Annotated in this window: 22 protein-coding genes and 1 tRNA gene; 15 read left to right on the forward strand and 8 right to left on the reverse strand. The window is 61.8% G+C overall.

From position 1 onward, the window contains the following. The first annotated feature begins 46 nt into the window (after positions 1-46). Together ACOZ4N_RS06125 and ACOZ4N_RS06130 are read left to right on the forward strand one after the other, a co-directional pair. Positions 47-1471, forward strand: a complete 1425-nt coding sequence (locus ACOZ4N_RS06125; protein WP_424019045.1) for an APC family permease — start codon at positions 47-49, stop codon at positions 1469-1471. After that, complete coding sequence (locus ACOZ4N_RS06130) at positions 1468-2232, forward strand: universal stress protein (RefSeq protein WP_424019046.1); 765 nt, start codon at positions 1468-1470, stop codon at positions 2230-2232. Before ACOZ4N_RS06125 ends, ACOZ4N_RS06130 begins: the two co-directional genes overlap by 4 nt. Here the strand turns inward: ACOZ4N_RS06130 and ACOZ4N_RS06135 are convergent. Beyond that, complete coding sequence (locus ACOZ4N_RS06135; protein ID WP_424019047.1) at positions 2229-3929, reverse strand: acyl-CoA carboxylase subunit beta; 1701 nt, start codon at positions 3927-3929, stop codon at positions 2229-2231. The two genes, ACOZ4N_RS06130 and ACOZ4N_RS06135, sit on opposite strands and share 4 nt — an antisense overlap. A gap of 230 nt (positions 3930-4159) precedes the next feature. Between ACOZ4N_RS06135 and ACOZ4N_RS06140 the strand changes: the two genes are divergently transcribed. Beyond that, positions 4160-4411, forward strand: coding sequence for an MTH865 family protein (locus ACOZ4N_RS06140; protein WP_424019048.1), 252 nt, complete (start codon positions 4160-4162; stop codon positions 4409-4411). 26 nt (positions 4412-4437) lie between these two features. Here the strand turns inward: ACOZ4N_RS06140 and ACOZ4N_RS06145 are convergent, their stop codons facing one another. Then, complete coding sequence (locus tag ACOZ4N_RS06145) at positions 4438-4926, reverse strand: metal-dependent hydrolase (RefSeq protein ID WP_424019049.1); 489 nt, start codon at positions 4924-4926, stop codon at positions 4438-4440. An 80-nt stretch (positions 4927-5006) separates the two neighbouring features. Between ACOZ4N_RS06145 and ACOZ4N_RS06150 the strand changes: the two genes are divergently transcribed. The 5 genes from ACOZ4N_RS06150 (at position 5007) to ACOZ4N_RS06170 (ending at position 12385) form a co-directional block, all read left to right on the forward strand. Next, complete coding sequence (locus ACOZ4N_RS06150; RefSeq protein ID WP_424019050.1) at positions 5007-5165, forward strand: hypothetical protein; 159 nt, start codon at positions 5007-5009, stop codon at positions 5163-5165. Positions 5166-5208: 43 nt separating this feature from the next. Beyond that, positions 5209-5799 carry a peroxidase-related enzyme gene (locus ACOZ4N_RS06155; protein WP_424019051.1) on the forward strand — a complete coding sequence of 197 codons (591 nt, stop codon included), beginning with the start codon at positions 5209-5211 and terminating at the stop codon, positions 5797-5799. A gap of 26 nt (positions 5800-5825) precedes the next feature. Beyond that, positions 5826-6338, forward strand: coding sequence for a hypothetical protein (locus tag ACOZ4N_RS06160; protein WP_424019052.1), 513 nt, complete (start codon positions 5826-5828; stop codon positions 6336-6338). Then, positions 6335-7387 carry a tyrosine-type recombinase/integrase gene (locus ACOZ4N_RS06165; RefSeq protein ID WP_424019053.1) on the forward strand — a complete coding sequence of 351 codons (1053 nt, stop codon included), beginning with the start codon at positions 6335-6337 and terminating at the stop codon, positions 7385-7387. Before ACOZ4N_RS06160 ends, ACOZ4N_RS06165 begins: the two co-directional genes overlap by 4 nt. A gap of 1149 nt (positions 7388-8536) precedes the next feature. After that, positions 8537-12385 carry an Eco57I restriction-modification methylase domain-containing protein gene (locus ACOZ4N_RS06170; protein ID WP_424019054.1) on the forward strand — a complete coding sequence of 1283 codons (3849 nt, stop codon included), beginning with the start codon at positions 8537-8539 and terminating at the stop codon, positions 12383-12385. A gap of 255 nt (positions 12386-12640) precedes the next feature. Here the strand turns inward: ACOZ4N_RS06170 and ACOZ4N_RS06175 are convergent, their stop codons facing one another. Next, positions 12641-13036 (reverse strand): hypothetical protein, encoded by a 396-nt coding sequence (locus ACOZ4N_RS06175; RefSeq protein ID WP_424019055.1) that lies wholly within the window; start codon positions 13034-13036, stop codon positions 12641-12643. A 137-nt stretch (positions 13037-13173) separates the two neighbouring features. On the opposite strand from ACOZ4N_RS06175, the gene ACOZ4N_RS06180 reads away from it, so the two are divergent. Further along, positions 13174-13770 (forward strand): winged helix-turn-helix transcriptional regulator, encoded by a 597-nt coding sequence (locus tag ACOZ4N_RS06180; protein ID WP_424019056.1) that lies wholly within the window; start codon positions 13174-13176, stop codon positions 13768-13770. Positions 13771-13890: 120 nt separating this feature from the next. Then, a complete protein-coding gene (locus ACOZ4N_RS06185) occupies positions 13891-16506 on the forward strand; it encodes a heavy metal translocating P-type ATPase (RefSeq protein ID WP_424019057.1) in 2616 nt (871 codons plus the stop codon). On the opposite strand, the gene ACOZ4N_RS06190 is transcribed toward ACOZ4N_RS06185, so the two are convergent. Then, a complete protein-coding gene (locus tag ACOZ4N_RS06190; protein ID WP_424019058.1) occupies positions 16507-18030 on the reverse strand; it encodes a cryptochrome/photolyase family protein in 1524 nt (507 codons plus the stop codon). A gap of 126 nt (positions 18031-18156) precedes the next feature. Between ACOZ4N_RS06190 and ACOZ4N_RS06195 the strand changes: the two genes are divergently transcribed. Beyond that, on the forward strand, positions 18157-19137 hold the full coding sequence (locus tag ACOZ4N_RS06195; RefSeq protein ID WP_424019059.1) for a halocyanin domain-containing protein: 981 nt from the start codon (positions 18157-18159) through the stop codon (positions 19135-19137). Here ACOZ4N_RS06195 and ACOZ4N_RS06200 read toward each other — a convergent pair. Next, a complete protein-coding gene (locus tag ACOZ4N_RS06200) occupies positions 19134-20072 on the reverse strand; it encodes a haloalkane dehalogenase (RefSeq protein WP_424019060.1) in 939 nt (312 codons plus the stop codon). The genes ACOZ4N_RS06195 and ACOZ4N_RS06200 overlap by 4 nt on opposite strands. 121 nt (positions 20073-20193) lie before the next feature. Here ACOZ4N_RS06200 and ACOZ4N_RS06205 point away from each other — a divergent pair, with 121 nt between their 5' ends. After that, the gene (locus ACOZ4N_RS06205; protein ID WP_424019061.1) at positions 20194-20481 is read left to right on the forward strand and encodes a ubiquitin-like small modifier protein 1; all 288 of its coding nucleotides are present in this window, start codon (positions 20194-20196) and stop codon (positions 20479-20481) included. A 313-nt stretch (positions 20482-20794) separates the two neighbouring features. Here ACOZ4N_RS06205 and ACOZ4N_RS06210 read toward each other — a convergent pair whose 3' ends face one another. Next, positions 20795-21649: a DUF4399 domain-containing protein gene (locus ACOZ4N_RS06210; protein ID WP_424019062.1), complete on the reverse strand. Its 855-nt coding sequence runs from the start codon at positions 21647-21649 to the stop codon at positions 20795-20797. 488 nt (positions 21650-22137) lie between these two features. After that, positions 22138-22210, reverse strand: a tRNA-Arg gene (locus ACOZ4N_RS06215). A gap of 82 nt (positions 22211-22292) precedes the next feature. Between ACOZ4N_RS06215 and ACOZ4N_RS06220 the strand changes: the two genes are divergently transcribed. Beyond that, positions 22293-22769 (forward strand): cupin domain-containing protein, encoded by a 477-nt coding sequence (locus ACOZ4N_RS06220; protein ID WP_424019063.1) that lies wholly within the window; start codon positions 22293-22295, stop codon positions 22767-22769. 98 nt (positions 22770-22867) lie between these two features. On the opposite strand, the gene tatA is transcribed toward ACOZ4N_RS06220, so the two are convergent. Beyond that, positions 22868-23167, reverse strand: coding sequence for a twin-arginine translocase TatA/TatE family subunit (gene tatA, locus ACOZ4N_RS06225; protein ID WP_424019064.1), 300 nt, complete (start codon positions 23165-23167; stop codon positions 22868-22870). Between the two features lie 136 nt (positions 23168-23303). Here tatA and ACOZ4N_RS06230 point away from each other — a divergent pair, with 136 nt between their 5' ends. Together ACOZ4N_RS06230 and ACOZ4N_RS06235 are read left to right on the forward strand one after the other, a co-directional pair. Beyond that, entirely contained in the window at positions 23304-23777 is a 474-nt protein-coding gene (locus ACOZ4N_RS06230; protein WP_424019065.1) for a redoxin domain-containing protein, read from the forward strand. 45 nt (positions 23778-23822) lie between these two features. Then, on the forward strand, positions 23823-24656 hold the full coding sequence (locus tag ACOZ4N_RS06235; protein ID WP_424019066.1) for an HD domain-containing protein: 834 nt from the start codon (positions 23823-23825) through the stop codon (positions 24654-24656). Positions 24657-24695 lie beyond the last annotated feature (39 nt).

Here is a 24695-nt window from a genome sequence, read left to right on the forward strand (position 1 = left end):
TCCGGCGTTTTGTACCCGAATAGCTCGACACGAGGCGAGAGAGACTGTGTCCGAGAGCGACCAGACCAACAGAGCCGGCGTGGCACCCGTCGAAGTCGCGTCACCGGCGGCCACCGACGAGGAGACGACTGTAACCGAAGAAGGGTCGGAACTGGAGCGGTCCATCGGGCTCGTCGGCGGCCTCTCGGTGGGCGTCGGGACGATGATCGGCGCGGGGATCTTCGTGTTCCCCGGCATCGCGGCGGGCCAGGCCGGCCCGGCTGCGGCCGGTTCGTTCGCCATCGGCGCGGTCGTCGCCCTGCTCGTGGCCCTGCCAGCCTCCGAACTGGCGACGGCGATGCCCAAGTCCGGCGGCGGGTACTACTTCGTCTCGCGCGCACTCGGCGCGCTCCCCGGGGCCGTCGTCGGCATCAGCGTCTGGCTCGGACTAGTGTTCGCGACAGCGTTCTATCTCGTCGGGTTCGGGAACTACGCGGCCGCGGTGCTGGCCGAAGCCGGCGTCGCGCTCGGCGGAGCGAACGTCGTCCTCCCGCTGGCGCTGGTGTTCGGCGTGTTTCTCACAGGGTTGAACCTGTTCGGGACCGAAAACGCCGCGACGCTCCAGAACTACGTCGTCGGGCTGTTGCTGACGATTCTCGTCGTCTTCCTGGGCTACGGCGGTCTGGACGCGCTCGGCATCGTCGGCCAGCCCAGCGCCCCGGAGTCGTTCGTGCCGTTCGGCCCGATGCCGGTGTTCACGACGGCCGCGCTCGTCTTCACCTCGTATCTCGGGTTCGCACAGGTGGCGACCGTCGCCGGCGACATCAAGGATCCGGGCCGGAACCTCCCGCTGGCGATGGTCGGCTCGGTCCTGATCGTCGGCGTCCTCTACGTCGTGACCATCTTCGTCGCGACCAGCGCGTTCGGGAGCGAACGACTCTCGACGTTCGGCGAGACGGCGATGGTCGAGGTCGCCCGATCCTTCCTCGGCGGCCCCGGCGCGATTCTGATCCTCGTCGCGGGTCTGCTGGCGACGATCTCCAGCGCGAACGCGTCGATCCTCTCGACCTCGCGGGCGGTCTTCGCGGTCAGCAAAGACGCCATCATCCCGAGATACGCCAGTCGGATGAACCTCAAGTACGGGACACCGCACGTCGCGCTCGCGATGGCCGGTGGACCGGTCCTCGCGCTGGTCGCGTTCGGCGAGGTAGAGGTGCTGGCCGAGGTGGCCTCCTTCCTCCATCTGGTGATGTACGGCCTGATCTGTGTCGCGTTGCTGGTGATCCGGCGCGACGACCCCGACTGGTACGACCCGGACTTTCGGGTTCCCGCGGCCCCGCTCGTGGCCGGACTCGGCGCGCTCGCCAGTTTCGCCATGCTCGGCTTCATGCAGCGAGAGTCACAGATCATCGGGGCCGCCATCATGGTCGCCGCCGGCGTGTGGTACAAGTACTACGCGAGCGACGTTGCCCTCAAGGGAGTCTTCCGATGACAGGGAACGACCAGCCGGACGGGGCGGGCGCGCTCTCGATACGGGAGCCACCGCGCGTGCTGGTGCCCATCGAAGTACTGGAAGGACAGACCATCCCGCAGTCGCTGGTGGACTTCCTCGCGCCCGCCGAAGTGGTGATCCTGGGCTATCACGTCATCCCCGAACAGACGCCGACCGAACAGGCGAGCATGCAGTTCGAGGACCGAGCCCACGCGGCCGTCGAGGACATCGCCGCGTCGTTCGCCGACGCACACAGCGACGTGGAAGAACGGGTGGCTTTCACGCACGACCGGGAGCAGACGCTCGACCGCGTCGCCGACGATGTCGACGCGACGGCCGTCCTCCTGCCCAACCCGACGGGCGAGATCGACGACATTCTGGTCCCGCTCCGGGGGGTCGTCGACGTGGACCGGCTGGCGGACCTCGTGGCCACACTCGTGGACGGCGACGACAGGCGGGTCACGCTCTGGGACCTGACGGTCGGCGACGACACCGCCCTGCTCGATCAGTCAGAGCGAACGCTCCGGGACCGTGGCCTGACGGACGCCCAGATCCGCACGGAGTCGGACGACGTGGAGTTTCCCACGCGGGCCATCGTCGAGCGCTCGGACGACTTCGACGTGATCGTCATGGGCGAAGGGGAACAGACCCTCCTGACGACGGTCCTCGGTGACACGAGCGAACGGATCGCGGAGGGGGCCGTCGCGCCCGTCCTCGTCGTTCGGCGCGACGGGAGTGAAAACGGAGAGACGGAGAACTAGAACAGGATCGTCCCGTGGTGGCGGTCGGGGTCGTCCCGGCGCTTGTTCCGGAACGCCGAGAGCCTGGCCAGCAGTTGCTCGCGGAGGTCGCCCGCCGGCAGTAGTTCGTCGACCTGCATCTTCGCGGCCTGGGCCCGCAGGTCCACGAAGTCGTCGAACTGCTCTTTGGCGCTCTCGATGAACGCCTCGCGGGTCTCGCCCTCCATGTCCTCCAGTTGCCCGCCAAAGAGGGCGTGGACGGCGGCGTCCGGGCCCATCACGGAAATCTCGGCGCTCGGGAGCGCGAGGGTCGCGTCGGCACCGAACGCCGGCCCACACATGGCGTAGATGCCCGCACCGTACGCTTTCCGCGTGATGACGCAGAATTTGGGCACCTGGGCGTTGGAGGTGGCGTAGATGAACTTCCGACCGCGCTGGAGGATGCCCTCGCGTTCGACCTTCGAGCCGACCATGAAGCCGGGCGTGTCACACAGGTACACGAGCGGAATCTCGTAGGCGTCACAGATCCAGACGAACTCGGCGGCCTTCTCCGCGGAGTCGGGGAAGATCGCACCGCTGACGTGATTCGGCTGGTTCGCGACGATGCCGACCGGGCGGCCGCCCATGCGGGCGAAGCCGGTGACCATCTCCGGGGCGAACTGGGGTTTGGTCTCGAACCAGGAGTCGCGGTCGACCACGCGGTCGATCACCTCGTGTACGTCGTAGGCGGCGTTGGGTTCGTCGGGGATCACCGCGTCCAGCCCCTTCGGGTTCTTGACCGGCGGTTTCGGCTCCCGCGTCGGGTTCGGGGCGTCGTACTTCTGGGGGAGGTAGGAGAGCAGGGCCTTGACGGCCTCGGCGGCGGTTTCCTCGTCGGGCACCACGAGGTCGGCGCTGCCGGACTGGGTGGCGTGGACCTGTGGCCCCCCCAGGTCCTCCATGTCGACGGACTCGCCGGTCATCGCCTCGACGATGCGGGGCGAGGCGATGGCCATGCCGGAGATGTCCTCGACCATGATCAGGAAGTCACAGAAGACGGGCGTGTAGGCCGAGCCGGCGATGTTCGGGCCGTAGAGGACGCCGATCTGCGGGACCTGCCCGGAGTGGAGACACTGGTTGTAGAACATCTTCCCGCCCCGATAGCGGTCCATGTGCGTGTCGCCTTTCTCGCGTTCCTCGGCGTTGAGCCGCGCGCCCGTGGAGTCGATCAGGCGGACGATGGGCGCGCCGGCTTCGGCGGCCCGCTCGGAGAGACGGATCTCCTTCTCGACGCCCATCTGGCCGAGCGATCCGGCCTTGACGCTGTAGTCGTTCGCGGTGAAGAATACCTCCCGACCCTCGATCTCGCCGACGCCGGTCAGCAGACCGTCGGCCGGCAGTTCGTCGTCGTCGGTGAACCGGGCGAAGGTGCCGTCCTCGTAGGTGATCTCGTCGAACAGCAGGTCGAGCCGGTCGCGGACGAACGCCTTCCCGAGGTCCTCCAGTTTCTCGTGACCCCGTTCGGGCCCGCCGGACATGATCTCCTCGATCTGGTCGCGGAGCTGCTGTTCGCGCTCTGTGACGATGTCGCCGCCGCCCGTCCACTCCTCCTCGTCGGCCGCGACCCGGTCGCCGCCGGGATCGACGATCTCGACGGGCTGGCCGAGGTGTTCGGCGACGGCCGTCGCGATCACGCGAGCGGTGTCCTCGTCGGTCTCGCCGTCGACTGTGATCTCCATGGTCAGCACTCACCTGCCGACGGACCGGCCGGGAAACTCACGCAGTGTTTACAATTGACTCGCATAGTGACAGCAAACTCTCGCCGGACGGTAAAATATGTATGGGTCTCTCACGCACGGTCGAGTGGGCAACCGTTGACTCACGAATCGTCGCGGAAACGGCGCTGAACGGACCGTATCGCGGGACGCAATGTTTTTTACAGTAGGTTCGAGAACCGTTGGAATGGATCATGGCAGACAAAGACGATCTGCGCCAGCAGATGATCGAAGCGTTCGAGGGGGCCGACTATCCGATCTCGAGTCCGATGGATCTCGTGCCTGCCCTGCCCAACGGGCCGTCGACGACGTTCGAGTCCGGGAACTTCTCGATGACGGCCATGGAACTGAACACGAAACTCTCCGGGGGGGACTTCCCGTACGACAGCGCCGAGGACTTCGTCGACGACATCGTGGACGAACTGGAGGACCAGGACCTCATCTGAGCAGGCGTGCGTCACCGTGTCGTTTCTCAGCCCGGTGTGACGACCAGCACTGCCGACATCGTGCCCAGGACACCGAGTCCGAGCAGTCCGTAGTTCGCGAGCGGGTTCTTCGCCCGAACGAGATCGAGGGTGACGGTCCGCCCCGAGAGCGGCCACAGCGGCGTGATCCCCATCGGGGTGAGTACGTCCCCCAGCAGGTGGGCACAGATGCCCAGCGTTCCGAACACGAACCCGGCGAGCGCGAGGTCGAACGAGGCCGGTGTGGCCGGACGGCCGCCGAGAACCCACCCGACCGCGCCGAACCCGATGCCGACCAGGAGTGCGAACCAGACCGTATGGGTCACGCCGCGGTGTGAGACCAGCGGCAACTCGTGGTCCACGTCGGGCAGGGAGGCGACCGACAGCACGCACAGCTCCCCGAGGACGGCCAGGTCTGCCCGCCCCGCCAGTACCAGCCCGACGCCGACCGGGAGAAAGACCAGCAGCGAGACGCCGAGATGGCCAGCCCTGTACACACGCGTGAGTCGTTCGCGTTCGGATATGAACCTTCGGCCGCGATGGGGACGTTTAACCGGCTTCCCGCCCGAATCCCGATATGTTCGCGTCGGTCGCCGGAGACGTGTTGGGTCGCGTCGGACCGTTCGTCATCCCGGTCGTCCTGTTCGCCGGCGGGGTGGTCGTCTACGCCCTGCTGTGGCTGTTCTACCGCTGGCGCGACGGGGCAGTGATCGACGACGACGCTCCGGAGGAGTGAGTCGCGGCCAACACTGAAGCCCCCGCTGGTCGAGTGGGGTGGCATGGGAGACGAAACGGACGCGATGACGCGGTTCGAAGTGCCCGATATCGAGGACCTGCCCGCGGACCTGCAGGAACGGATCGAGGAGGAGACCGAACGCGCCGGGTTCACGCCGAACGTCTTCCTGGCACTGGGATACCGGCCCAAGCAGGCGCGGGCGTTCATCGAGTACCACGACGCCCTGCTGGAGGAGACGGCGCTGGAACGCGAGGAGATCGAGATGCTGATCGTCACGGTCTCGGGCGTCAACGACTGCCTCTACTGCATCGTCGCACACGGCGCGCTCTGTCGGATCTACGCCGACGCGCCGATGCTGGCCGAGCAACTGACCGCGAATCACCGCACGGCCGACATCAGCGAGACCCACCGCGCGATGCTGGATTTCGCGGTCAAACTCACGGAGGAACCGGAACGGATCGCGGACGAGGACCTCCAGCGTCTCCGGGATCACGGGTTCAGCCAGGAGGCGATCTGGGACATCGGCAACGTCGTCTCCTTCTACAACCTCTCGAACCGGATGGCTCACCTCGCGGACATGCGGCCCAACGAGGAGTTCTATACTCTTGGTCGTAGAGGATCTACACAGGACTGATAGGCCTCCACGTCCGAGGTACAAGCATGACCAAGGATGCGCAAGTGAACATCTATCTCGACCAGGAGCAGAAGGACAGATGGGACAAGTACAAGGAAGAATCGAGCAAGGTCAGTTCAATGGCCGAGTTGATTCGGTCAGCTGTCGAACTCTATATCGAGACTGACGGAGGACGTGAGTCAGTCGGTGGAGCCGTTACTGGTGATGTGAATCTCGGTGGGGTCGAGACGGAACTAAAGGGTATTCAAAACCGTCTTGACGATCTGGAAACCACGATTGATACCGTTCGTCGAGAAGTGGAGTCCGATGAAGTGGATGCGAGCCTTCAGCAAGCTGTCCTCCGTTCACTCCCTAAGCGTTCCGAGTTGAACGACGGGGAACGAGGTGCGATGGCCGGAGAAGTGGCGAACTCAGTTGATGCAGGTGAACGGGAAGTGGCGAAGGCACTCGACATTCTCGATGAAACGACCCCGAACGTCCAGTCACGAGTATTCGAGGAAGGTGGGCGTCGGCTCAAGTACTACTGGAAGCAATCATGACGCAGGTAGATCATGCCGACCTCCTCGAAGCCTACGTCGAGCACATCGAAGGAACCGAACTGTCGGACTCTACGGTCGTCAGATACGAGAACAACGTGAAGCAGTATCTGGAATGGGTTGCTGAGACATCCGATGGAAATCCAGCACTCGATGGCGTTTTCGACGTCAATCCGGAAACGCTCGAAAGCCACCTGCGACAAATGAGCCAGGACGGATACGCTCCGCAGTCTATCAAACTACGTCGAGCGTCGGTCAAATCGTTCTATGACGCTTGTCAGAAACTTGTCAACGACCAGACGGTCACAGTACTGGCAAGTCTGGAGGAAGAGACGGTCGAACAGATAGATCAGAATCCAGTTGACGACCTCGACACCTCGAACATCGATCTGAACAGCAGCAAACGAGAGGCAGAAGTCGGAGACGATGCACCCCCTCACATCCAGCCGGCGGACAAAGAGCAGTTGGTGGAAAATGTACCGTGGCCCCGTACCCGGAATGCGCTGATTATTAGGCTGTTATGGCAGACCGGTCTTAGGGCACATGAGGCTTGCAACATCACACTTGGCGCGATAGACCGCTCAAAGCGACAGATCACCGTCCGGTCTGACAAGACGGAATCGACTCGAAAGGTCTGGTATCAGTCGTCGCTTGAGAATCTGATGGAACTGTGGATCGAGGTGGAACGACCTGGCTTCAAGACAGCAGAAGACTCGCCGTATCTGTTCGTTAGTCAGAAGTCGGAGCAAGTCTCGCCGGACCAGCTGAATCACATGATCAGGCAAGCTGCAGAGGAAGCAGGAATACAGGAATCAGAGTATACTGATCAGATGGGTCGCACGAAACACAAGATCCACGCTCACGTACTACGTCACAGTTTCGCTGTCCAAGCCCTCAGAAACGGATGGAACCTCGAATACATCCGGCAGGCCATGGGACACGAAGAACTCGACACTACTCGTGTATACCTGGACGCCCTCGACGAGGACCTGCGGGAAGCCTTCGCTGAGAAGGGGCCGGGTACGGAGCCGGTACGGAAATCAGAAACCTGACTACTGGACGGACTGCCTTCTTCCTGATTTACCCGGAGTGAATAACCGAAAGATTTAAGTGTTTCGGTATCGTAGGTGTATGTGAGGCGAAGTGCGAGAGGCTTCCGCGTCTCGACGACCCTCTCACTTTCCGGCCCGACGAGCGATCTCATGCTCTTGTCGGTTCCGGTCCTCGACCACCGATTCGGTGGAAACGTCGCATGTCGCACTCGATCCGGATGCCCTGGCTGTAATGGTCAGTGTAGATGAAGGAGAGCAAGCCTAACACCACGACAGGTGGCTGTGAAGCCATAGGGTCCCTCTTATATGCTGTACCCTTCCGGTCGGGGACCGGGACCTACGATGGGGTCGCTGCCCACAGGTAAGCCGTTCATGGTCTGTGGGACCTACGTCGGAAACGGCGTAGGTGTGTAGGGCAACCACGTCCCGACAGCACAGTGGCAACATCGCCCTGCGTGTCGCCCGCAGTAAGGACGTGGTTCGTCCCCGACCGAAACCCGGTTGGGTGGGACACGACACCAGTTCTGGGGAGACATCCCGAACCGAGTCCCGGTTCGGAACGATTGTCGCAGTGGTGTCGTGTTCGACTGACTCCGGTTCGAGTCGGGGAGTTCCAAGGTGGAAAACGACCTGTGTTCCGTGGTGCTCTAAACGAGTCATCGAGGAGGGCACCACGACGAGGTGTCTGTCGCACCCTCGTTTCGGAGCACTTACCGAGTGGCGTCGGTGAGAATCGACACGGAACACTGGTCGTTCCACACTGAGGGATACACCACCAGACACCTCGTTGTGTGACCCTCCTCGGAACCTGATAGCGAATCGCCACTACCTGAGATCCGTCTTTTCTGACCTTCTCACAGTGAGTTTTTCATTTTTGGGCTTTCAGAGCCGTGAGTCTGTGAATCCAAGGAATACAGATCTTCATTGGATTGTTTGCGATATGCAGATATAGCCGTTCAACGACGTGGTCGAGTAGTTTCTGACCGTTATTTCGTAGGTGGGAGGGGCAGAAATCAGGCTTCAGTATTCCAGATATTTTGCGATGGTCCCCCGCCGTTCTCCAGTCGGGGGCGAAGATACTCATATAAAAAACGAGGGAGGAACGCCTACTTTGAAGGCATGCTCGGATGAAGGGATGCTATCTAACGTATGTCTACCGAAGGAACACAAACCGAATTTGACTTCTCCGAGTTCGAGACGGCGGTTTCAGAGGCAGACAAAGACCGGGTCATCGAAACACTCGCAGACAGTATTGACCGGCTCCGTGATCAGGTGGATGATGACTTTCTGGACGGGATGTTCCAACACGATCCTGGTCGGTACACGCTAAAGGCCAAACACTCACAAGATCAACTCGATCCAGAACCACTTACGAAAAATCGAGTGATTGAACCCCTCCTTGATTCGCTCGGGTACGAGGACTACGGATATGAAGCGGGTAGTTTTGCAGAGGATCGGGGTGAACAAGCCGACTATGCGGTTTCACTACGGGACGTCGACACCGTCGATTCAACTCGCCTGTTGATCGAAGCGGAGCCAGTCAATAAACCCCTACAAAACCGTGGCCACGGGCTTGATCAAGTTGAAAGTTGGCTCAGTCAACGGGAGTTCGAATCTGACTTTGGGTTTGCTACTGATGGTGTGAGATGGATCTTCGTCCGATACAACCCCGATTCATACACACACAACATCATCGAGCAAGTCGATCTACGTCCGGTCTTCCTTACTCTGTTCGAGAATGCTACAGCGGTGAATCCCGATTCACCTACGTCTGTCGTAACCGAGGAGCAGCGAGAACTCATTTCCACTCTACTCCGGACCTTCAACTACGGGAACTTCGTCTCGATTGTCGGTGACGCTCCAACTGTCCTCAGTGAGAAAAAGGAGGCAATCACGCAGGAGTTCTACGATGACTACATCCAGATTGTCTTCGGGGTTTCAGAAGAAAGCGAGGAACGACGTGCTCGAAGCCTCATAGGGGAAGGAGGTATCGAATCGCCTGAAGAAGCAAATGGAGATGACGTCCGACTGTTCGCTGTCGAGTTGATGAACCGGTTGATCTTCGTCAAGTTCCTTGAGGACAAGCGGATTGTCCGGCCAGACTTGCTCGATACGTTGGTAGAAACCTACGAGGAAGGAATCTATCCCCAGTCATTCTACAAGACCTTCCTCGATCCGCTGTTCTATGACGTGTTCAACGAGAAGCCGGAACGTGATCCACAAATCGAAAGCATCGATGTCTTCGCCGACATCCCGTACCTCAATGGGGGTCTGTTTCGGCCAGAACTCAATGGTTCGTCCACCATAAACGAGCGAGACTTCGATGTGAGTGACAGTGTTCTGGAATCGATCATCGACCTTCTCGAACGATACCGCTTTTCGACCGATGGTGGGCCGACTGACATCGACCCGAGTGTGTTGGGTAGTGTGTTCGAGAAGACGATAAACTACCTGTCAACCGATCCGGGCGACCAGAACAAAGAACTCGGGGCGTACTACACTCCGAGTGAGATCACGCGGTTCTGTGCTGAGGAAACCGTTCGGCCTGCCCTCTTGGAACGGTTCAAAACAGTACTCCATGAGGAACGTGGCTGGCCCGAAGCCGAACTCCAGCAGTACAATACTCTGTATGAACTAATTGATGGAGTACCGGGTTCAGGTGATATGATTACATCGTTGCTCTCCGAAGTTGATGAGTTCTACGTCATCGACCCAAGTATGGGGAGCGGACACTTCCTGACATCAGTAGTTGAGGAGATCGTCAATATCCGCCAGTCACTCTACGCCCGGCAGGAACAGGAAGACTATCCGAGCCGTCATCGACTCAAGAAGACGACTATCCAGAACAACATCTATGGCGTAGACATCATGGAACCGGCGGTCGAAATCGGAAAACTACGGCTCTGGCTGTCGATCATTTCCGAACTCCGAGAGGAAGATAGAGAGGATCTGGAACTTGAAGAACTCGCACTCCCGAACATCGGGTTCAACGTTCAACAAGGTAATAGTCTCATCGGATACGTCGATTTCCCAGAAGAAACCGATGACGGTGATCAGACCTTTGAGAACTTCAACGATAACAGTGTCCGAGATCGGTATGAGGAAATCATAGAGCACATTGAACTGTATGAGGAGAGTGCAGCATTCCCTGAGAAGGCTAAAAAACATCGACAGAAAGCAAAGAAGTTGCAACAGAAGCACCGAAAATCGTTAGACAAGGACTTCCTCCACGAGTTTCAAGTGGCTGTGGATGGTGCGACTGAAGATGATCTCTCTGACCAACGTCCGTTCCACTGGATGCTTGAGTTCCCTAAGGTCTATGCAGACGGTGGTTTCGATGTGATTGTCGGCAATCCGCCTTGGGACATGCTACAGCCTCGACGGGATGAATTTTTCACAAGATACAGATCTGATTTCCGATCACTAAAACCGGATGAAAAAGAAGAAGTTCAGGAGGAACTGTTAGAGAACGAAAGAACCCAGACACAGTGGGAGGAGTATAAGCGCAACTTTGAGATTCGCTCCACCTACTTCACCGAGAGCAGTGATTATTCGTTACAGTGGGGCGAAATTGACGGTCGTACAAGAACTGGAAGGAATGAATTATCGATGCTCTTTCTGGAGAGAGTATTCGAGATCTCGCACGATGGCGCATATGTACAGCAATTACTCCCAGGTAAAATTTTTCGGAGTGGGACGTGTAAGAATCTTCGCTTGCACTTATTAAATGAGACGACGATCCGATCTATTGCCGTGTTTGAAAATAAAGGAATATTTGACAATATAGACAACAGACAAACTTTTGGGGTCTTAAACTTCAAGAATTCTGGAGAATCCACAGAATTCCCGGCTATATTTATGCAGCGTGATACGAGCGTATTGAGCGACTTTTATAACAAGGCGGTTCGGCTCAAAAGAAAGACTCTGGAGGAATATTCACCTGAGGCAATCACCTTCCCATTTGTCCGATCACAGACTGAACTAAATGTATTAGAAACTATCCTTCAGCATCCAAATGCGAATGATAACGATGGCTGGTCCGCAGACCCATATATAGAAATTTACACAAGAGATTCAGATTACTTTACCGAATCCAAGGCTGACGCAGACTATCCTGTGTATGGTGGAAGCAATCTCTACCAATTTGTTTATAATAGCGAGTACTTCGATTTGGAAGAGCCAAAATATTGGAGCGTTGAAGAAGATGTAAATCCAAATAAGAGCGCAAAACGTCGGGTGAGAGAAAAGAATCTGACAATATTGAAGAGTGCTCTCTACGACAAATTCGACGGTGATGAGACGAGTAAATCTAAAAAGGCGTTCGTGAATGATTTACTCGAAGATTATCGGGGTGAGCCACTGAAACTTGATGATGTCAAACTTGATTGCACGGATTATCGGATTGCCTTTCGTTGTATTACTAAATCGACTAATGAACGGACTTTTGTGGCGTCCATGATCCCTCCGGGTATCATCTGTTACCACGCATTGTCGACAATCCGGCCGTTCCGGTTTAATCCGACAGAAGAAGACCTTTCAAACAACAACTTACACAGCGCCTATGAGAAGCACTTATCAGATAGAGAGTCTTTCGTGTTGTTAGGTCTGTTAAATAGTATACCGTTCGACTTCTTGATGAGAACTAAGATAGACGTTAACATCTCTAAGTATAAATTCGAGTATTCTCCTCTCCCACATTTGTCAAGTGATACTGAATGGTTTGAGGAGATTTGGACTCGATCAGCGCGTCTGAATTGCTATGGTGAGGAGTTTGAGGAGATGCGTAAGCGACTCGGTGGTATCGAACCGGCAACCAAAGATGAAGAGCGACAAGAAATTCAGGCCGAACTTGATGCTGCTGCGTTCCATGCATACGGATTGACCCGCGAGAAAACTGAGTTCGTACTCGATGACTTCTACCAAGTCCAGAACCCCCGTATGATGACCGACGAGTACTTCGACCTGGTGCTTGAGAAGTACGACGAACTGAACGACTGAGCACGTCTTCGAGCCTTCAATCGGGGCGCATATCGATCTCGGCAGGTCGAACGGTGGACACGTCACCCCGGTTTTCGACCGGACACAGAGCAAATTCCGCCCGGATAACAGCTCTGTACGTCTCTCCCACACTGTCCGAATCGGTGCCTGTAGGGCAGAAACACCGCTCGAAACTACACAGAATCTACAGTCGTAAGAGTTTACAACGAGGAGTTCTACACGCTCGGGCGGGAGTAGCACGCGGCCGCCACCGCCTCAGAGTTGCGGTTCGATCTCCTCGTCGAGATACTGGATACAGTACTCCACGTCTTCCATCGTGGCGGTCTCGCCGTCGCGTTCAATGGAGATCAGAAAGCCCGCTTTCACGTTCGAGGGTTCGCGCCACGTGAGGACCCACGCGTCCTCGAACACGCGAACGAACGATTTCAGGTCGCCGGTCTTGAACACCGAACCCTGGTCGGAGAAACTCAGTTGCTGGACGATGGCGTCGTCGAGGATCTGCTGTCGCTCGTCCTGTTCGTACTGTTCTCGCACGTCGGGCCGGAACGTCACCGCCGAGGATCCGGCGTCGTACTGGACGACGGACCGGAGGTCCTCGCCGATGCGCTCGTGTAGATGGTCCCAGACGACATCAACGAAATCGTGGTCCATATTCCGAGATAGTTCGGTTTCTCGGCTTTCAGTCCTTCGTTTGGTCGTGTTAACAGGGAGAGGGGTTTGCGGTATCGACACACCGAGTGCGGGGATGGCGGCGAAACTGACTTGCCGGGGCCGGTCGCACTGCCTGCATGCGCGGACTCGACGACACGGACCGGGAGATCCTCGACATCCTGCTGTCCGATGGGCGGCGTTCCTACAGCGACATCGCCGACGCGGTCGACCTCTCGCCGCCCGCGGTGTCGGATCGAATCGACCGGCTCCAGGAACTGGGTGTCGTCCGCCGGTTCACCGTCGACCTCGACCGGTCGGTCCTCCGTGAGGGCGTGCCGGTGCTGGTCGACCTGCAGGTCCGGCCGGGTCGCGGGGACGCGGTCGCCGACGCGCTCTCGGCGGCAGACCCGGTCGAACACGTCTTCACCACCGCGGACGAGCGGATCGTGGCCACGGCGACGGTCGGAGACGGCGACGTGAGCGGCATGCTCGCCGACGCGCTCGAGATGGACGACATCGGCGAGTACGACGTGGACCTGCTCGACGACACCGCCTGGTCCCCCTCGATGGACGACGCGGAGTTCGCCCCCGAGTGTGCCGAGTGTGGTAACACCGTCGACGCGGAGGGCGAGACGACGGAACTCGGCGGCACGCACTACCACTTCTGCTGTTCGTCCTGCGAGTCCCGGTTCGTCGAGCAGTACGAGGAACTCCGGGAGGGTGCCACCTCCTGATCGGACGAAGTCCGAGACTGTCCACCGGACAATACTTTCGAAACCAAAGTCTCGCCCGGAATCGGGGGCAGGAAGACAAGGACAAACCGCTTGAACGTGGGTAGCCTACGTTCAGACGAGATGACCGAACGGCGCACGCGGTTGGAGTTGACGGGGATGAGCTGTGCCAACTGCGCGGGCACCATCGACGACGCGCTCGCGGAGCTGGACGGCGTCGTCGAGTCGGACGTGAACTTCGCCACCGACGAGGGGACGGTGGCCTACGATCCCGACGAGACCTCGCTGGCCGAGATCTACGCGGCCGTCGAGGACGCCGGCTACGGCGTCGTCCGGGAGTCGGTCACGATCCCGATCACGGACATGTCCTGTGCGAACTGCGCGGACACCAACGAGCGGGCCCTCGAAGACCAGCCCGGGGTGATCGAGGCGGAAGTCAACTTCGCCACCGACGAGGCCAGCGTGACGTACAACCCCGCCGAAACCGACCGGTCGGCGCTGTACGACGCCATCGAGGACGCGGGTTACACGCCGGTCCGGGACGACGAGGGCGGTGATGGCGACGAAGGCGGCGACGCGGGAGCGAGTTCCCAGGACCGCCAGGACGCCGCCCGCCAGGCCGAAATCGACCGCCAGAAGCGACTCGTGCTGTTCGGTGCGGTGCTGTCGCTCCCGCTGGTCGCGATGATGGCCGTGGAGTTGCTGGCCCCCGCCACGATGCCCGAGGAGGTCGTCGGGATCGGGGTCGGCTGGATCGCGTTCCTGCTCGCGACGCCCGTCCAGGTCGTCCTGGGCCGGGAGTTCTACGAGAACAGCTACACGGCGCTGGTCAAGAACCGCACGGCCAACATGGACGTGCTGATCGCGCTGGGTTCGTCGACGGCCTACGTCTACTCGGTGACCGTCCTGCTCGGACTAATCGCCTCCGAGGGGCTGTACTTCGACTCGGCGGCGCTCATCCTGACGTTCATCACGCTCGGGAACTACCTCGAAGCCCGCTCGAAGGGGCAGGCCGGCGAGGCGATCCGGCAGTTGCTGGAGATGCAGGCGGACACGGCGACACTCGTCGACGAGGACGGGACCGAGCGCGAGGTTCCCGTCGAGGAGATCGAGGTCGGCGACCGGATGAAGGTGCGGCCGGGCGAGAAGATTCCTACCGACGGAACGGTCGTGGACGGCTCCAGCGCGGTCGACGAGTCGATGGTGACCGGCGAGTCCGTCCCGGTCGAGAAAAGCGAGGGCGACGAGGTGGTGGGCTCGACGGTCAACCAGAACGGCGTCCTCGTGGTCGAGGCCACGAAGGTCGGCTCGGAGACGGCGATCCAGCAGATCGTCTCCATGGTCAAGGACGCCCAGAGCCGCCAGCCCGAGATCCAGAACGTCGCGGACCGCATCAGCGCGTACTTCGTCCCCGCGGTCATCGTGAACGCGCTGCTCTGGGCGGGCGCCTGGTACGCCTTCCCCGAACTCCTCGCCGGAATCGTCGGTGCGGTTCCGTTCCTCGGACTCGTGGCTGGCGGTCCGATGGTGGCCGGTGGCACCGTCTCGGTCTTCGAGTTCTCGGTGGTCGTCTTCGCCAGCGCCGTGTTGATCGCCTGTCCCTGTGCGCTGGGACTCGCGACCCCCGCGGCGACGATGGTCGGGACCTCCATCGGCGCGCAAAACGGCGTCCTGTTCAAGGGCGGTGACGTGCTGGAGCGGGTCCGGGACGTGGACACCGTCGTCTTCGACAAGACGGGGACGCTGACCACCGGCGAGATGCAGTTGACCGACGTCGAAGTCGTGGGCGGCGAGGCGACCGCCGACGGCGGCGCTGCGCCCGACGGGGGCGAATTGCGGCCCGAAACCGACGAGTCGTTCGTCCTCTCGGCCGCCGCGAGCGCCGAGCGGGGGAGCGAACACCCGCTGGCCGAGGCCATCGTCGCCGGCGCGCGCGAGCGTGACCTCGACCCCGCCGAACCAGACGAGTTCGAGAACGTCCCCGGGCAGGGCGTGCGGGCGACGACGGACCACGGCGAGGTCCTCGTCGGGAACCGCCGCCTGCTGGAGGACGAGGGCGTCGACCCGACCCCCGCGGCCGAGACGATGGAACGACTGGAGAGCGAGGGCAAGACGGCGATGCTGGTCGCGGTCGAGGGCGACCTCGTGGGCGTGGTCGCCACGGCCGACACGATCAAAGACTCCGCGAAGGCGGCCGTGAGCGCACTCCACGAACGGGGACTGACGGTCCACATGATCACCGGCGACAACGAGCGCACCGCCGAGGCCGTGGCCGAGCAGGTGGGCATCCGTCCGGAGAACGTCCGGGCGGAGGTCCTGCCCGAGGACAAGGCCGACGCCATCGAGGCGATCCAGGACGACGGCGAGAAGGCGATGATGGTCGGCGACGGTGTCAACGACGCGCCCGCGCTCGCGGCGGCGTTCGTCGGCTGTGCAATCGGGAGCGGGACGGACGTGGCCATCGAGGCCGCCGACGTGACGCTGATGCGCTCGGATCCCCAGGACGTGCTGAAGGCCATCCGCGTCTCCGAGGGGACGCTGGCCAAGATCAAGCAGAACCTGTTCTGGGCGCTGGGGTACAACACGGCGATGATTCCGCTGGCCTCGCTGGGTCTGCTCCAGCCGGTCCTCGCGGCGGGCGCGATGGCGCTGTCGAGCGTCTCCGTGCTGGCCAACAGCCTCACGTTCCGGTCGTACACGCCCAGCGAGGACTACCAGTTGCTGGGCCGGTTCCGCTGATCAGAGGTCGCCGTTCTCGGCTCGCTCGCGCAGGTCGGCGGCGCGGTCGCGGATCGCCTCTCGCTCCGCGTCGTCCTTGTCGTCGAGGTGGCCGTACACGAGTCCCATGCGGTGGTTCGACCGGAGTTCGTCCTCCTTGCGGTCCAGGAAGTCCCAGTAGAACGTGTTGAACGGGCAGGCCCCCTCGCCGGTGGTCTTGGTCTTGTAGTAGGGGCAATCCGAACAGTAGTCGCTCATCTTGTCGACGTAGTTGGCCGAGGCCGCGTAGGGTTTCGTGGCGAACACGCCCGCGCCGAACGATCCCATCTCGATCACGTTCGGGGTCGTGACCCAGTGGAAGGCGTCGACGTAGCCGGCGTGGAACCAGCGGTTCAGCGCGGCCGGTTCGACGCCGTAGATCAGCGCGAAGTTCGAGAGGATCATCAGGCGCTCGATGTGGTGAGAGTACCCGCGGCGACGCACGCCGTCGATCACGTCCGAGAGACAGGCCATGTCGGTCTCGCCGGTCCAGTAGAACTCCGGCAGGGCTTCGGTCTGGCCGAGCTGGTTGGCCGTCGCCAGCTCGGGCATCTCCCGGCGATAGACGTGTCTGAGGAACTCCCGCCAGCCGATCACCTGCCGGACGAACCCCTCGACGCTGTTGAGCGGCACGTCCCGAGACTCGTACGCGTCGAGGACGCGCTCGACAACCTCGTCGGGCGTCAGCAGTCCGAGGTTGAGCGGAGCCGAGAGCAGGCTGTGGTTCATCGCCCACTCGTCCTCGCGCATGGCGTCCTGGTAGGGACCGAACTCCGGGAGCCGGCTCTCCGCGAACCGGTCCAGCGCGTGCAGGGCCTGTTCGCGGGTCACGGGCCAGCGGAACTCGTCGGGGTCGGCCCAGTCGCCGCCGTAGGGTGGGTCGTCGTAGCCGCCGGAAAACTCCGACTCGACCCACTCGATCACCTCGCGGGTTTCCTCGTCGTACTCGAAGGTCGGCGGCTCGGGCGGTTCGTACCCTTCGGGCGGTGTCTCGCGGTTCTGCTCGTCGTAGTTCCACTCGCCGCCGACGGGCTCGTCGCCGTCCATCAGGTACCCGGTCTCGCGTCGCATGTGACGGTAGAACGACTCGTGGGTGAGACTGTCGCGGTCGCCGGCCCACTCGTCGAACGCCGCGGGCGAACAGAGGAACCGTTCGTCGTCGACGACCGTGAGCGTGCCGCCGGCGTCGGAAACCAGATCTCGCAACCGGTCGGCCCCGCCGTGGCTCGCCGGGCGGACGACGGTGAGGTCGTCCCCAGGGTGGGCCTCGAAGTGTGCGTCCAGACCGTCGGCGAACGTCTCACACTTCCGATAGTCGACCGTGTGGCCGTCCGCTCTGAGCGTGTCGCGGAACCGACGCATCGCGGCGAACACCAGCGCGAGTTTGTGCGGGTGGTACGGATGGCGGCGAGCGAACTCGCGGGCTTCGATCATGAGTACGCGACTGTCGCCGTCGTGGGGGCCGACGGTCCGTGTCAACTGATCGCCCAGCACCAGTACCGTCATCGGTCGTTCACTCCCCGGTGGCTGGCCAGCATATACACAATCGTAGGCCGGAAAACACAAAAACTGCGTGTCGGAGTGCGAGGGAAGGTCAAGTGATTTATATTTGTGGCCACAGAGGTTTTCCGCATGACCTGGCAATCGAAGCGTCGAGCGTTTCTCCGAACCGCAGTGGTGGCGACAGCAGCGGGTGTCGCCGGTTGTTCCGACAACGGTTCGGGCGACGACCCCGGCGGGGACGACGAGGACGACGAGACCGACGCGGGGACACAGACGGCCACGCCCGAGGAGACGGAGGAAAACGTAGAGACGCCGGAAGAACCCGACGAGCCGGAAGGGCCGACCGAACCCGACGAACCGGCCGACGTGCAGAACCCGGAGCAGGCCATCGACGACTGGCTCAGGAACACGAAAAACTACAACGGCAACATCAACGATCAGATCGGCGAGACCGACGTGTCGATCGGCGTCGGCGTCGACGATACGTCGGGCAGTACCTTCGCGTTCGGCAAGCCGGCGGTCAGGGTCACGACTGGAACCCGTATCCAGTGGATCTGGGAGGACCCGAACAACGCGCACAACGTCCGGGAGCGAAACGGACTGTTCGACAGCGGAGACCCCGTAACGTCGTCCGGAAAGACGTTCACGGTGACGCTGACCGAACCCGGCGTCTACCTCTACAAGTGTTCGAACCACGGCGGACCGCTCGGGATGCGCGGTGCGATCATCGTGGAAGACGAGCAGACCCTCAGCGGCTACCCCGAGGTCGACGAGTGGCTCAGCGATTACGGTGAGTACGACGGCCGGCTGACAGACAGGACTGGCGAATCGTCGGTCTCGGTGGAGGTCGGCGCGGGCTACGACGGGCAGAACCGATCTTTCTCGCCGGTCGCGATCCTCGTCGATCAGGGAACCGAAATCGTGTTCGAGTGGACCGGCCGCGGCGGCTCACACGACGTGACCTGGAAGAACGACTCGTTCGAGCCCAGCGACAACGTGAGGGACGCCAGCTACACCTACAGCGTGACGATGGACGAGCCAGGCGTCTACCTGTACTACTGCCGCGGCGACCGACCCTACAACGGCCGCGGTGCGGTCGTCGTCCGCTAGGTCCGCTCGACGAAGTCGACGATCTCCGCTGCGATCTCCTCGCCCTTGTCTTCCTGCAGGAAGTGGGCACCGCCTTCGATCCAGATGTCCGGCTGTTCGCTCGCGGTCGGGAACAGATCGCGCAGATAGTCACGCGATCCGTGGGTGATCGGGTCCGAGTCCGAAAAGAGGACGAACACCGGTTTCTCCCACTCCTCGAAGGTCGCTTTCGCCTCGCGCATGGTCTCGGCGCCGTCCATATCCGGTTCGATCGGGACCCGACTCGGCAGGATGCGCGCACCCGCCATGTGGTCCTCGTCCGGGAAGGGCGCACGATAGGCCTCGATCACGTCCTCGGGGATGTCCGAGAGACAGCCACCTTCGACGAGCTGGCCAACGTCGAAGTCGGGGTCCTCCGCGGCCATGTCCTTGAAGTCGTGCCAGATGTCCGGCATCGACTGACTCCCGTCCATGAGTCCGGTGTTCATCGGCACGAGCCGGGCGAACCGGTCGGGGTTGTTGGCCGCCACGGGCAACCCGAGCAGGCCGCCCCAGTCCTGGCAGATCAGCGTGACGTTCTGCAGGTCGAGTTCCTCGAGGAACTGCTCGACCGTGTCGTACATCGCACTGTAGGTGTAGTCCTCCTGCTCGGGCCACTTGTCCGAGCGGCCGAACCCGATCAGGTCCGGCGCGACGACGCGGCCGGCCTCCGAGAGCGTGGGAATCATCTTCCGGTAGAGGTACGACCACGTCGGTTCCCCGTGGAGACAGAGGAACGTCTCGTCGCCGTCGCCCTCGACGTCGACGTACGCCATCTCGGGGCCGCCGACGTCACCAGAACGCCCCGCGTTCTGGTTGCCCGGTGAGGTTCCCTCACCGACGTCGACGTAATTGGCCTCGTAGTCGTAGCCCGGCAGGTCATCGAACCGCTCGTCTGGTGCGCGTTCCAGTGACATGGTGGTTTCCACTCCCCCATCATTCATAGTTATTTTCCTTCCAGCAGTAACGTTGAGCGCGAGTTTGCTAACAGCGTTCGGCCACCGCCGGGCTTAACCGGATCGCGGTCGGAGACCGGCCATGCACGTCGAGTTCGTCACGTACGCGACGATCCGGGACAGCATCGGCGAGAAACGGCTCGAACGGGAGTTCGATTCGGGTACGACGGTCGGCGAGGCACTCTCCGCGCTCGCCGACGACTACGAGAGCCTCGGCCCGTTGCTCTTCGACGGGGACGGCGAACTCAGACCGCACGTCAACGTCCTCGTCGACGAGGAGAACGTCCGGAACGGTGACGGATCGGCGACGACTCTGTCCGACGGTGCGACGGTCAGTCTCGCGCCCGGCGTCGCTGGCGGACAGGAGTGACCGTCGACGAGTTCGAAAAAATGGTTCGCTCCACGTGGTTCGTCCCGTGGTAGGACGGTCTGTACCCGGTTAGATCAGACCGCGGAGTCCGCCCGGTGTCGGCATCTCGGACTCGCGGTCCGTCTCCTCTCCGTCCCGGTTTTCCTCCCTGGAACCGGACCGTTCCGCTTGTGCCATACTGCATTCCAATGTCGGGAATAATCCAACAAAAAGTTTGTTCCTGGCCCCGGAAATCTGGAAGATACACCGTCGAGATATTTCCTTCGTGTGTGTTATCCGGGATCGGTCCGGTCTCGACGGTTCGAGTGCCGCGTCACTCGGTCGTGACGGTCGTATGCGTGTGAACCATCGTCGCGCGGTGGGTGCCCGTCCCCACCTGGAAGTGGATGGTGTGTTCGCCCGGTTCGTAGGCGTCACCCAGTTGCTCGGCCAGGTCGATGGACCCGCTGGTCGACCCATCGCCGTAGTGGACGTGGTTGGCGTCGCTCGGGATCACGTCGCCGACGGGGACGTGGTCGGTGTCGATCACGGCGTGGAGGTGGCCGGAGTTGGCGTTGATGCCCTCGCTGGACGGTTCGATGGTGTAGTTCTCCGCCGTCACGTCCCACTCGACGACGCTTCCGTCGACGCTGGTCGAGAGGGCGAGACTGGCGGTGTCCTCGACGGTCACCTCGACGGTGTCGGTCAGGGCCATCGCCTTGTGCTTGCCGTCGGCGACCTGGAGGTGGAGCGTGTGGTCGCCCGGTTCGAGTTCGAGGACGCCGTTTTTCTGCCCCGTCCCGTAGTGGACGTGCTGGTCGTCGCTCGGAATGGTCTCGCCCGGTTCGACAGGGTCCGTGTCCACCATGATGTGGTAGTGGCCGGCCCCCTCGTTGACGGCCCCCGATTCTTCGATGGTGACGCCACTGGCCGACCCCTTCCACTGGACGTACGGACTGTTGAGCGTCGCCCCGTCCGAGGGGACCGCGAGAGAGACCGACGCGTCACTCCCCACGCCGTTCATGTACTCGCCATCGCCGGACGACGTAGTCGACTCGGGAGAGCCGCTGGAACCGTCCGTCTCGGTGTCTGTACCGCTTCCATCGTTCGACGTACACCCCGCGACCCCCGCCGCAGCAGCACCGGCAGTCAGACCGAGGAACTCCCGTCTGTCAACGTTACCGAACATGTTACGCTCGGACATTTACGATAGGAGATTAAATACCACTCGAATCGTCACGATATTTACCCGCAGGCTTGCGGGGTGTCCTGTGAGACAGGCGACGTGAGGCGAGCAGACGTGCCGGGGGTTCCGCGAGCGCAGTGAGTGGGACATCGGCACGTCCGCGACCGCAGAGAGCCGTCGTGCCGGGGGTTCCGCTTTTTCCCGGAGTTTTTGCCGCGAGTAGTGCGGGAGCGAAGTCGTTCGAGGGACGAAGTCCCTCGTGATGACGAGAGAGCTTCGCTCTCTCGAACCACTCCCGCATAGCATGCGAACGGGCGCTTCTCGCCCGTGAGCAGATGGTGGCCACAGGCCACCCGAGCGGGAAAAGTGGGGAGCGGGCGTGCCGGGATTCGAACCGGAGCCAGACGTGCTCGCTGCGCTGCGCGCGACTGGCAGGGCTCGAATCCCGGGTCCGGTTCGGTCGGCGCTCGCCCCGCTCGCGCCTCCCTGCACGGGCGTGCCGGGATTCGAACCCGGGATCGAGAGGTTAGGAACCTCTCGCCCTGTCCACTAGGCCACACGCCCTACTCCCAATTGCGTCGGTCCGGTTGAAAAACGATTGCTCTTTGCTCCCAACGGTTATGTCGGAGCCACCGCAGGAACTCCTATGGAGAAAGTCGCACTCGAGGACGTTCGCATCGAGAACAACCCGCTGGGCGTCCACTCGGTCCGCAAACCCGTCTCGGACGCGCTGGGGACGACCGACTTCGCGTTCAACTACTTCGAGCTTCAGCCGGGCGAATCGTTCTCCGGCGGCATGCACCGCCACCACGATCAGGAAGAACTGTTCTACATCCTCGACGGTACGGCCACCTTCGAGACGCCCGAGGACGTCGTGGAGGTTCCCGAGGACGGCTGTATCCGCTTCGAGCCGGGCGAGTACCAGACCGGCGGCAACGAGACCGACGACGTGGTCCGCGGGTTCGCCATCGGCGCACCCGACGCCCGACACGACTGGGACGAACTCGACGCGCTGGTGTACTGCACCGAGTGCGAGGAGGAGACCGACCACGGCATGGAACTCACCGACGACGGACAGTTCGCCTTCTCGTGTCGCGAGTGCGGCAACGATCCGCAGGCCTGATCGGTGGGCCGGCGTTCGACAGGCCCGCCCCGCATCCGGCACAGTCGCGGGGTTGTTACTGTGACGGGTTGCGGGCCGGAAAATTGATCGGAGCGCGTCTAACTGCTCGAAGTGTCGGTGCTGGTCTCGCTGGTGGACTCGACTTCCGAGTCGACCTCGGAGCCGACCGAGCCGCCGGTCTCGGCCGACGTGTCGGACGAGGAGTCAACGTCGGGATTTTTCATCTCCTCGAGTTCTTCTTCGATCTCCTCACGGCCTTTCTGGAACTCGCCGATGGCCTGCCCGGACGACCGGGCGAGTTCGGGGATCTTGTTCGCACCGAACAGCAGGATTGCGATGAGCAGGATCACCAGCAGCTCCGGTCCGCCAGGAGCCCCTGGAATGAACAGTGGGATCATCTGTACCTGAGCATAACCGGAGGCTAATTATAGGCTTTTTGCTCGTCTGCAGATCGTAACAACGGCCACAGGGGCGCTCTCGCGGCGCGTCGATGGCACAACAGTAATCCCACCCCCGTCCGAAGGGATGGTTGTCATGGTAGACGAAGGAGACGCGGCCCCCGACTTCACTGCACCGCTCGCGAACGGCGACATCGCCGAGTTCACGCTCTCGGAGAATCTCGACGACGCACCCCTGGTTCTGGCTTTCTTCCCCGGTGCGTTCACGAGCGTCTGCTCTCACGAGATGAACACGTTCCAGGACCGCCTCGGGGACTTCGAGGACGTGGGCGCGACCGTCTACGGCATCAGCGTCGACTCCCCGTTCGCCCTCAACGAGTTCCGCGACAAACTCGGGCTTGAGTTCGGCCTGATCAGCGACGCCGACAAGGAGATCATCGAGCAGTACGGCATCGGCATGGACTTCGCCGACCTGGGCGTCCACGACGTGGCCAAGCGCGCCGTCTTCGTCGTGAACGGCGACGGCGACGTGACCTACGCGTGGGTCAGCGACGACCCCGGCGTCGAACCCGACTACGACGAGGTCGAGTCGGCCGCCGCCGACGCCTGAGGTACTCACCGAGTCTTTTTCTCCGTCGCGCGCGAGAATGGTGGCATGAGTGACGCCACCAGCGGCGGCGATAGCGGGACCGGCGGCGACGGCCGCGTGTACGACGTGGACGGCGACCACAACTTCCCCGACGAGCGACTCACCGAGACCCTCGAATATATCGAGGACGACGAGGAGATCACGGCCTACCTCGAAGCCCAGAACGTCAACCCCGTCGCGCGAAAGCGCTACAACGATCACGGCACGAAACACGTCGAGATCGTCCGGAATCGGGCGCTCTGTCTCTACGACCTCCTCAAGGGCGAGGGCGTCGAGTTCAACGGCGCGGCCGAGCAGGGACTGGCCGAGGCCGACGAACCGGTCATCGTCGCGCTGGCGGCGACCCTCCACGACATCGGCCACGTCGTCCACCGCGACGAACACCCGTACTACTCGATCCCGCTCGCGGCGGACCTGCTCGACCGCATCCTCCCCGATCTCGGGTACGAGGTGGCCGAGGCCGTCCGGATGAAAGGCGAGGTCCTGCACGCGATTCTCTGCCATCACGTCGAAGAAGACCCGCTGACCCTGGAGGCAGGCGTCCTCCGCGTCGCGGACGCACTGGACATGGAACAGGGGCGGTCGCGCATCCCCTACGAGCGCGGCGGCCGCGGCATCAACACTGTCTCAAGTCAGGCGATCAAGGCGGTCACGCTCCATCCCGGCGAGGACAACGCGGTCCTCATCGAGATCGAGATGACCAACGCCGCCGGCGTCTACCAGGTCGACAACCTCCTGAAAGCCAAAGTCGACGGGTCCGGGCTCGAAGATCGACTCCGGATCGTCGCGCTCAACGTCCACGAGGACGGCGATCAGATCGTCGAACGCATCGAGTTGTAGTCCAACTGTCGACCGGGTGCGATCCGGACACACACCCGC

This window comes from Halorientalis pallida, from assembly GCF_049605515.1.
In the GTDB taxonomy this organism is placed as follows: Archaea; Halobacteriota; Halobacteria; order Halobacteriales; family Haloarculaceae; genus Halorientalis; species Halorientalis pallida_A.

Bases quoted from the DNA above. Each gene is read 5' to 3' on its own strand.
- ACOZ4N_RS06130 (WP_424019046.1), top strand. From the start codon at position 1,468: ATGACAGGGAACGACCAGCCGGACGGGGCGGGCGCGCTCTCGATACGG.
- ACOZ4N_RS06135 (WP_424019047.1), bottom strand. From the start codon at position 3,929: ATGGAGATCACAGTCGACGGCGAGACCGACGAGGACACCGCTCGCGTG.
- ACOZ4N_RS06140 (WP_424019048.1), top strand. From the start codon at position 4,160: ATGGCAGACAAAGACGATCTGCGCCAGCAGATGATCGAAGCGTTCGAG.
- ACOZ4N_RS06150 (WP_424019050.1), top strand. From the start codon at position 5,007: ATGTTCGCGTCGGTCGCCGGAGACGTGTTGGGTCGCGTCGGACCGTTC.
- ACOZ4N_RS06155 (WP_424019051.1), top strand. From the start codon at position 5,209: ATGGGAGACGAAACGGACGCGATGACGCGGTTCGAAGTGCCCGATATC.
- ACOZ4N_RS06160 (WP_424019052.1), top strand. From the start codon at position 5,826: ATGACCAAGGATGCGCAAGTGAACATCTATCTCGACCAGGAGCAGAAG.
- ACOZ4N_RS06165 (WP_424019053.1), top strand. From the start codon at position 6,335: ATGACGCAGGTAGATCATGCCGACCTCCTCGAAGCCTACGTCGAGCAC.
- ACOZ4N_RS06170 (WP_424019054.1), top strand. From the start codon at position 8,537: ATGTCTACCGAAGGAACACAAACCGAATTTGACTTCTCCGAGTTCGAG.
- ACOZ4N_RS06175 (WP_424019055.1), bottom strand. From the start codon at position 13,036: ATGGACCACGATTTCGTTGATGTCGTCTGGGACCATCTACACGAGCGC.
- ACOZ4N_RS06180 (WP_424019056.1), top strand. From the start codon at position 13,174: ATGCGCGGACTCGACGACACGGACCGGGAGATCCTCGACATCCTGCTG.
- ACOZ4N_RS06185 (WP_424019057.1), top strand. From the start codon at position 13,891: ATGACCGAACGGCGCACGCGGTTGGAGTTGACGGGGATGAGCTGTGCC.
- ACOZ4N_RS06190 (WP_424019058.1), bottom strand. From the start codon at position 18,030: ATGACGGTACTGGTGCTGGGCGATCAGTTGACACGGACCGTCGGCCCC.
- ACOZ4N_RS06195 (WP_424019059.1), top strand. From the start codon at position 18,157: ATGACCTGGCAATCGAAGCGTCGAGCGTTTCTCCGAACCGCAGTGGTG.
- ACOZ4N_RS06200 (WP_424019060.1), bottom strand. From the start codon at position 20,072: ATGTCACTGGAACGCGCACCAGACGAGCGGTTCGATGACCTGCCGGGC.
- ACOZ4N_RS06205 (WP_424019061.1), top strand. From the start codon at position 20,194: ATGCACGTCGAGTTCGTCACGTACGCGACGATCCGGGACAGCATCGGC.
- ACOZ4N_RS06210 (WP_424019062.1), bottom strand. From the start codon at position 21,649: ATGTTCGGTAACGTTGACAGACGGGAGTTCCTCGGTCTGACTGCCGGT.
- ACOZ4N_RS06220 (WP_424019063.1), top strand. From the start codon at position 22,293: ATGGAGAAAGTCGCACTCGAGGACGTTCGCATCGAGAACAACCCGCTG.
- tatA (WP_424019064.1), bottom strand. From the start codon at position 23,167: ATGATCCCACTGTTCATTCCAGGGGCTCCTGGCGGACCGGAGCTGCTG.
- ACOZ4N_RS06230 (WP_424019065.1), top strand. From the start codon at position 23,304: ATGGTAGACGAAGGAGACGCGGCCCCCGACTTCACTGCACCGCTCGCG.
- ACOZ4N_RS06235 (WP_424019066.1), top strand. From the start codon at position 23,823: ATGAGTGACGCCACCAGCGGCGGCGATAGCGGGACCGGCGGCGACGGC.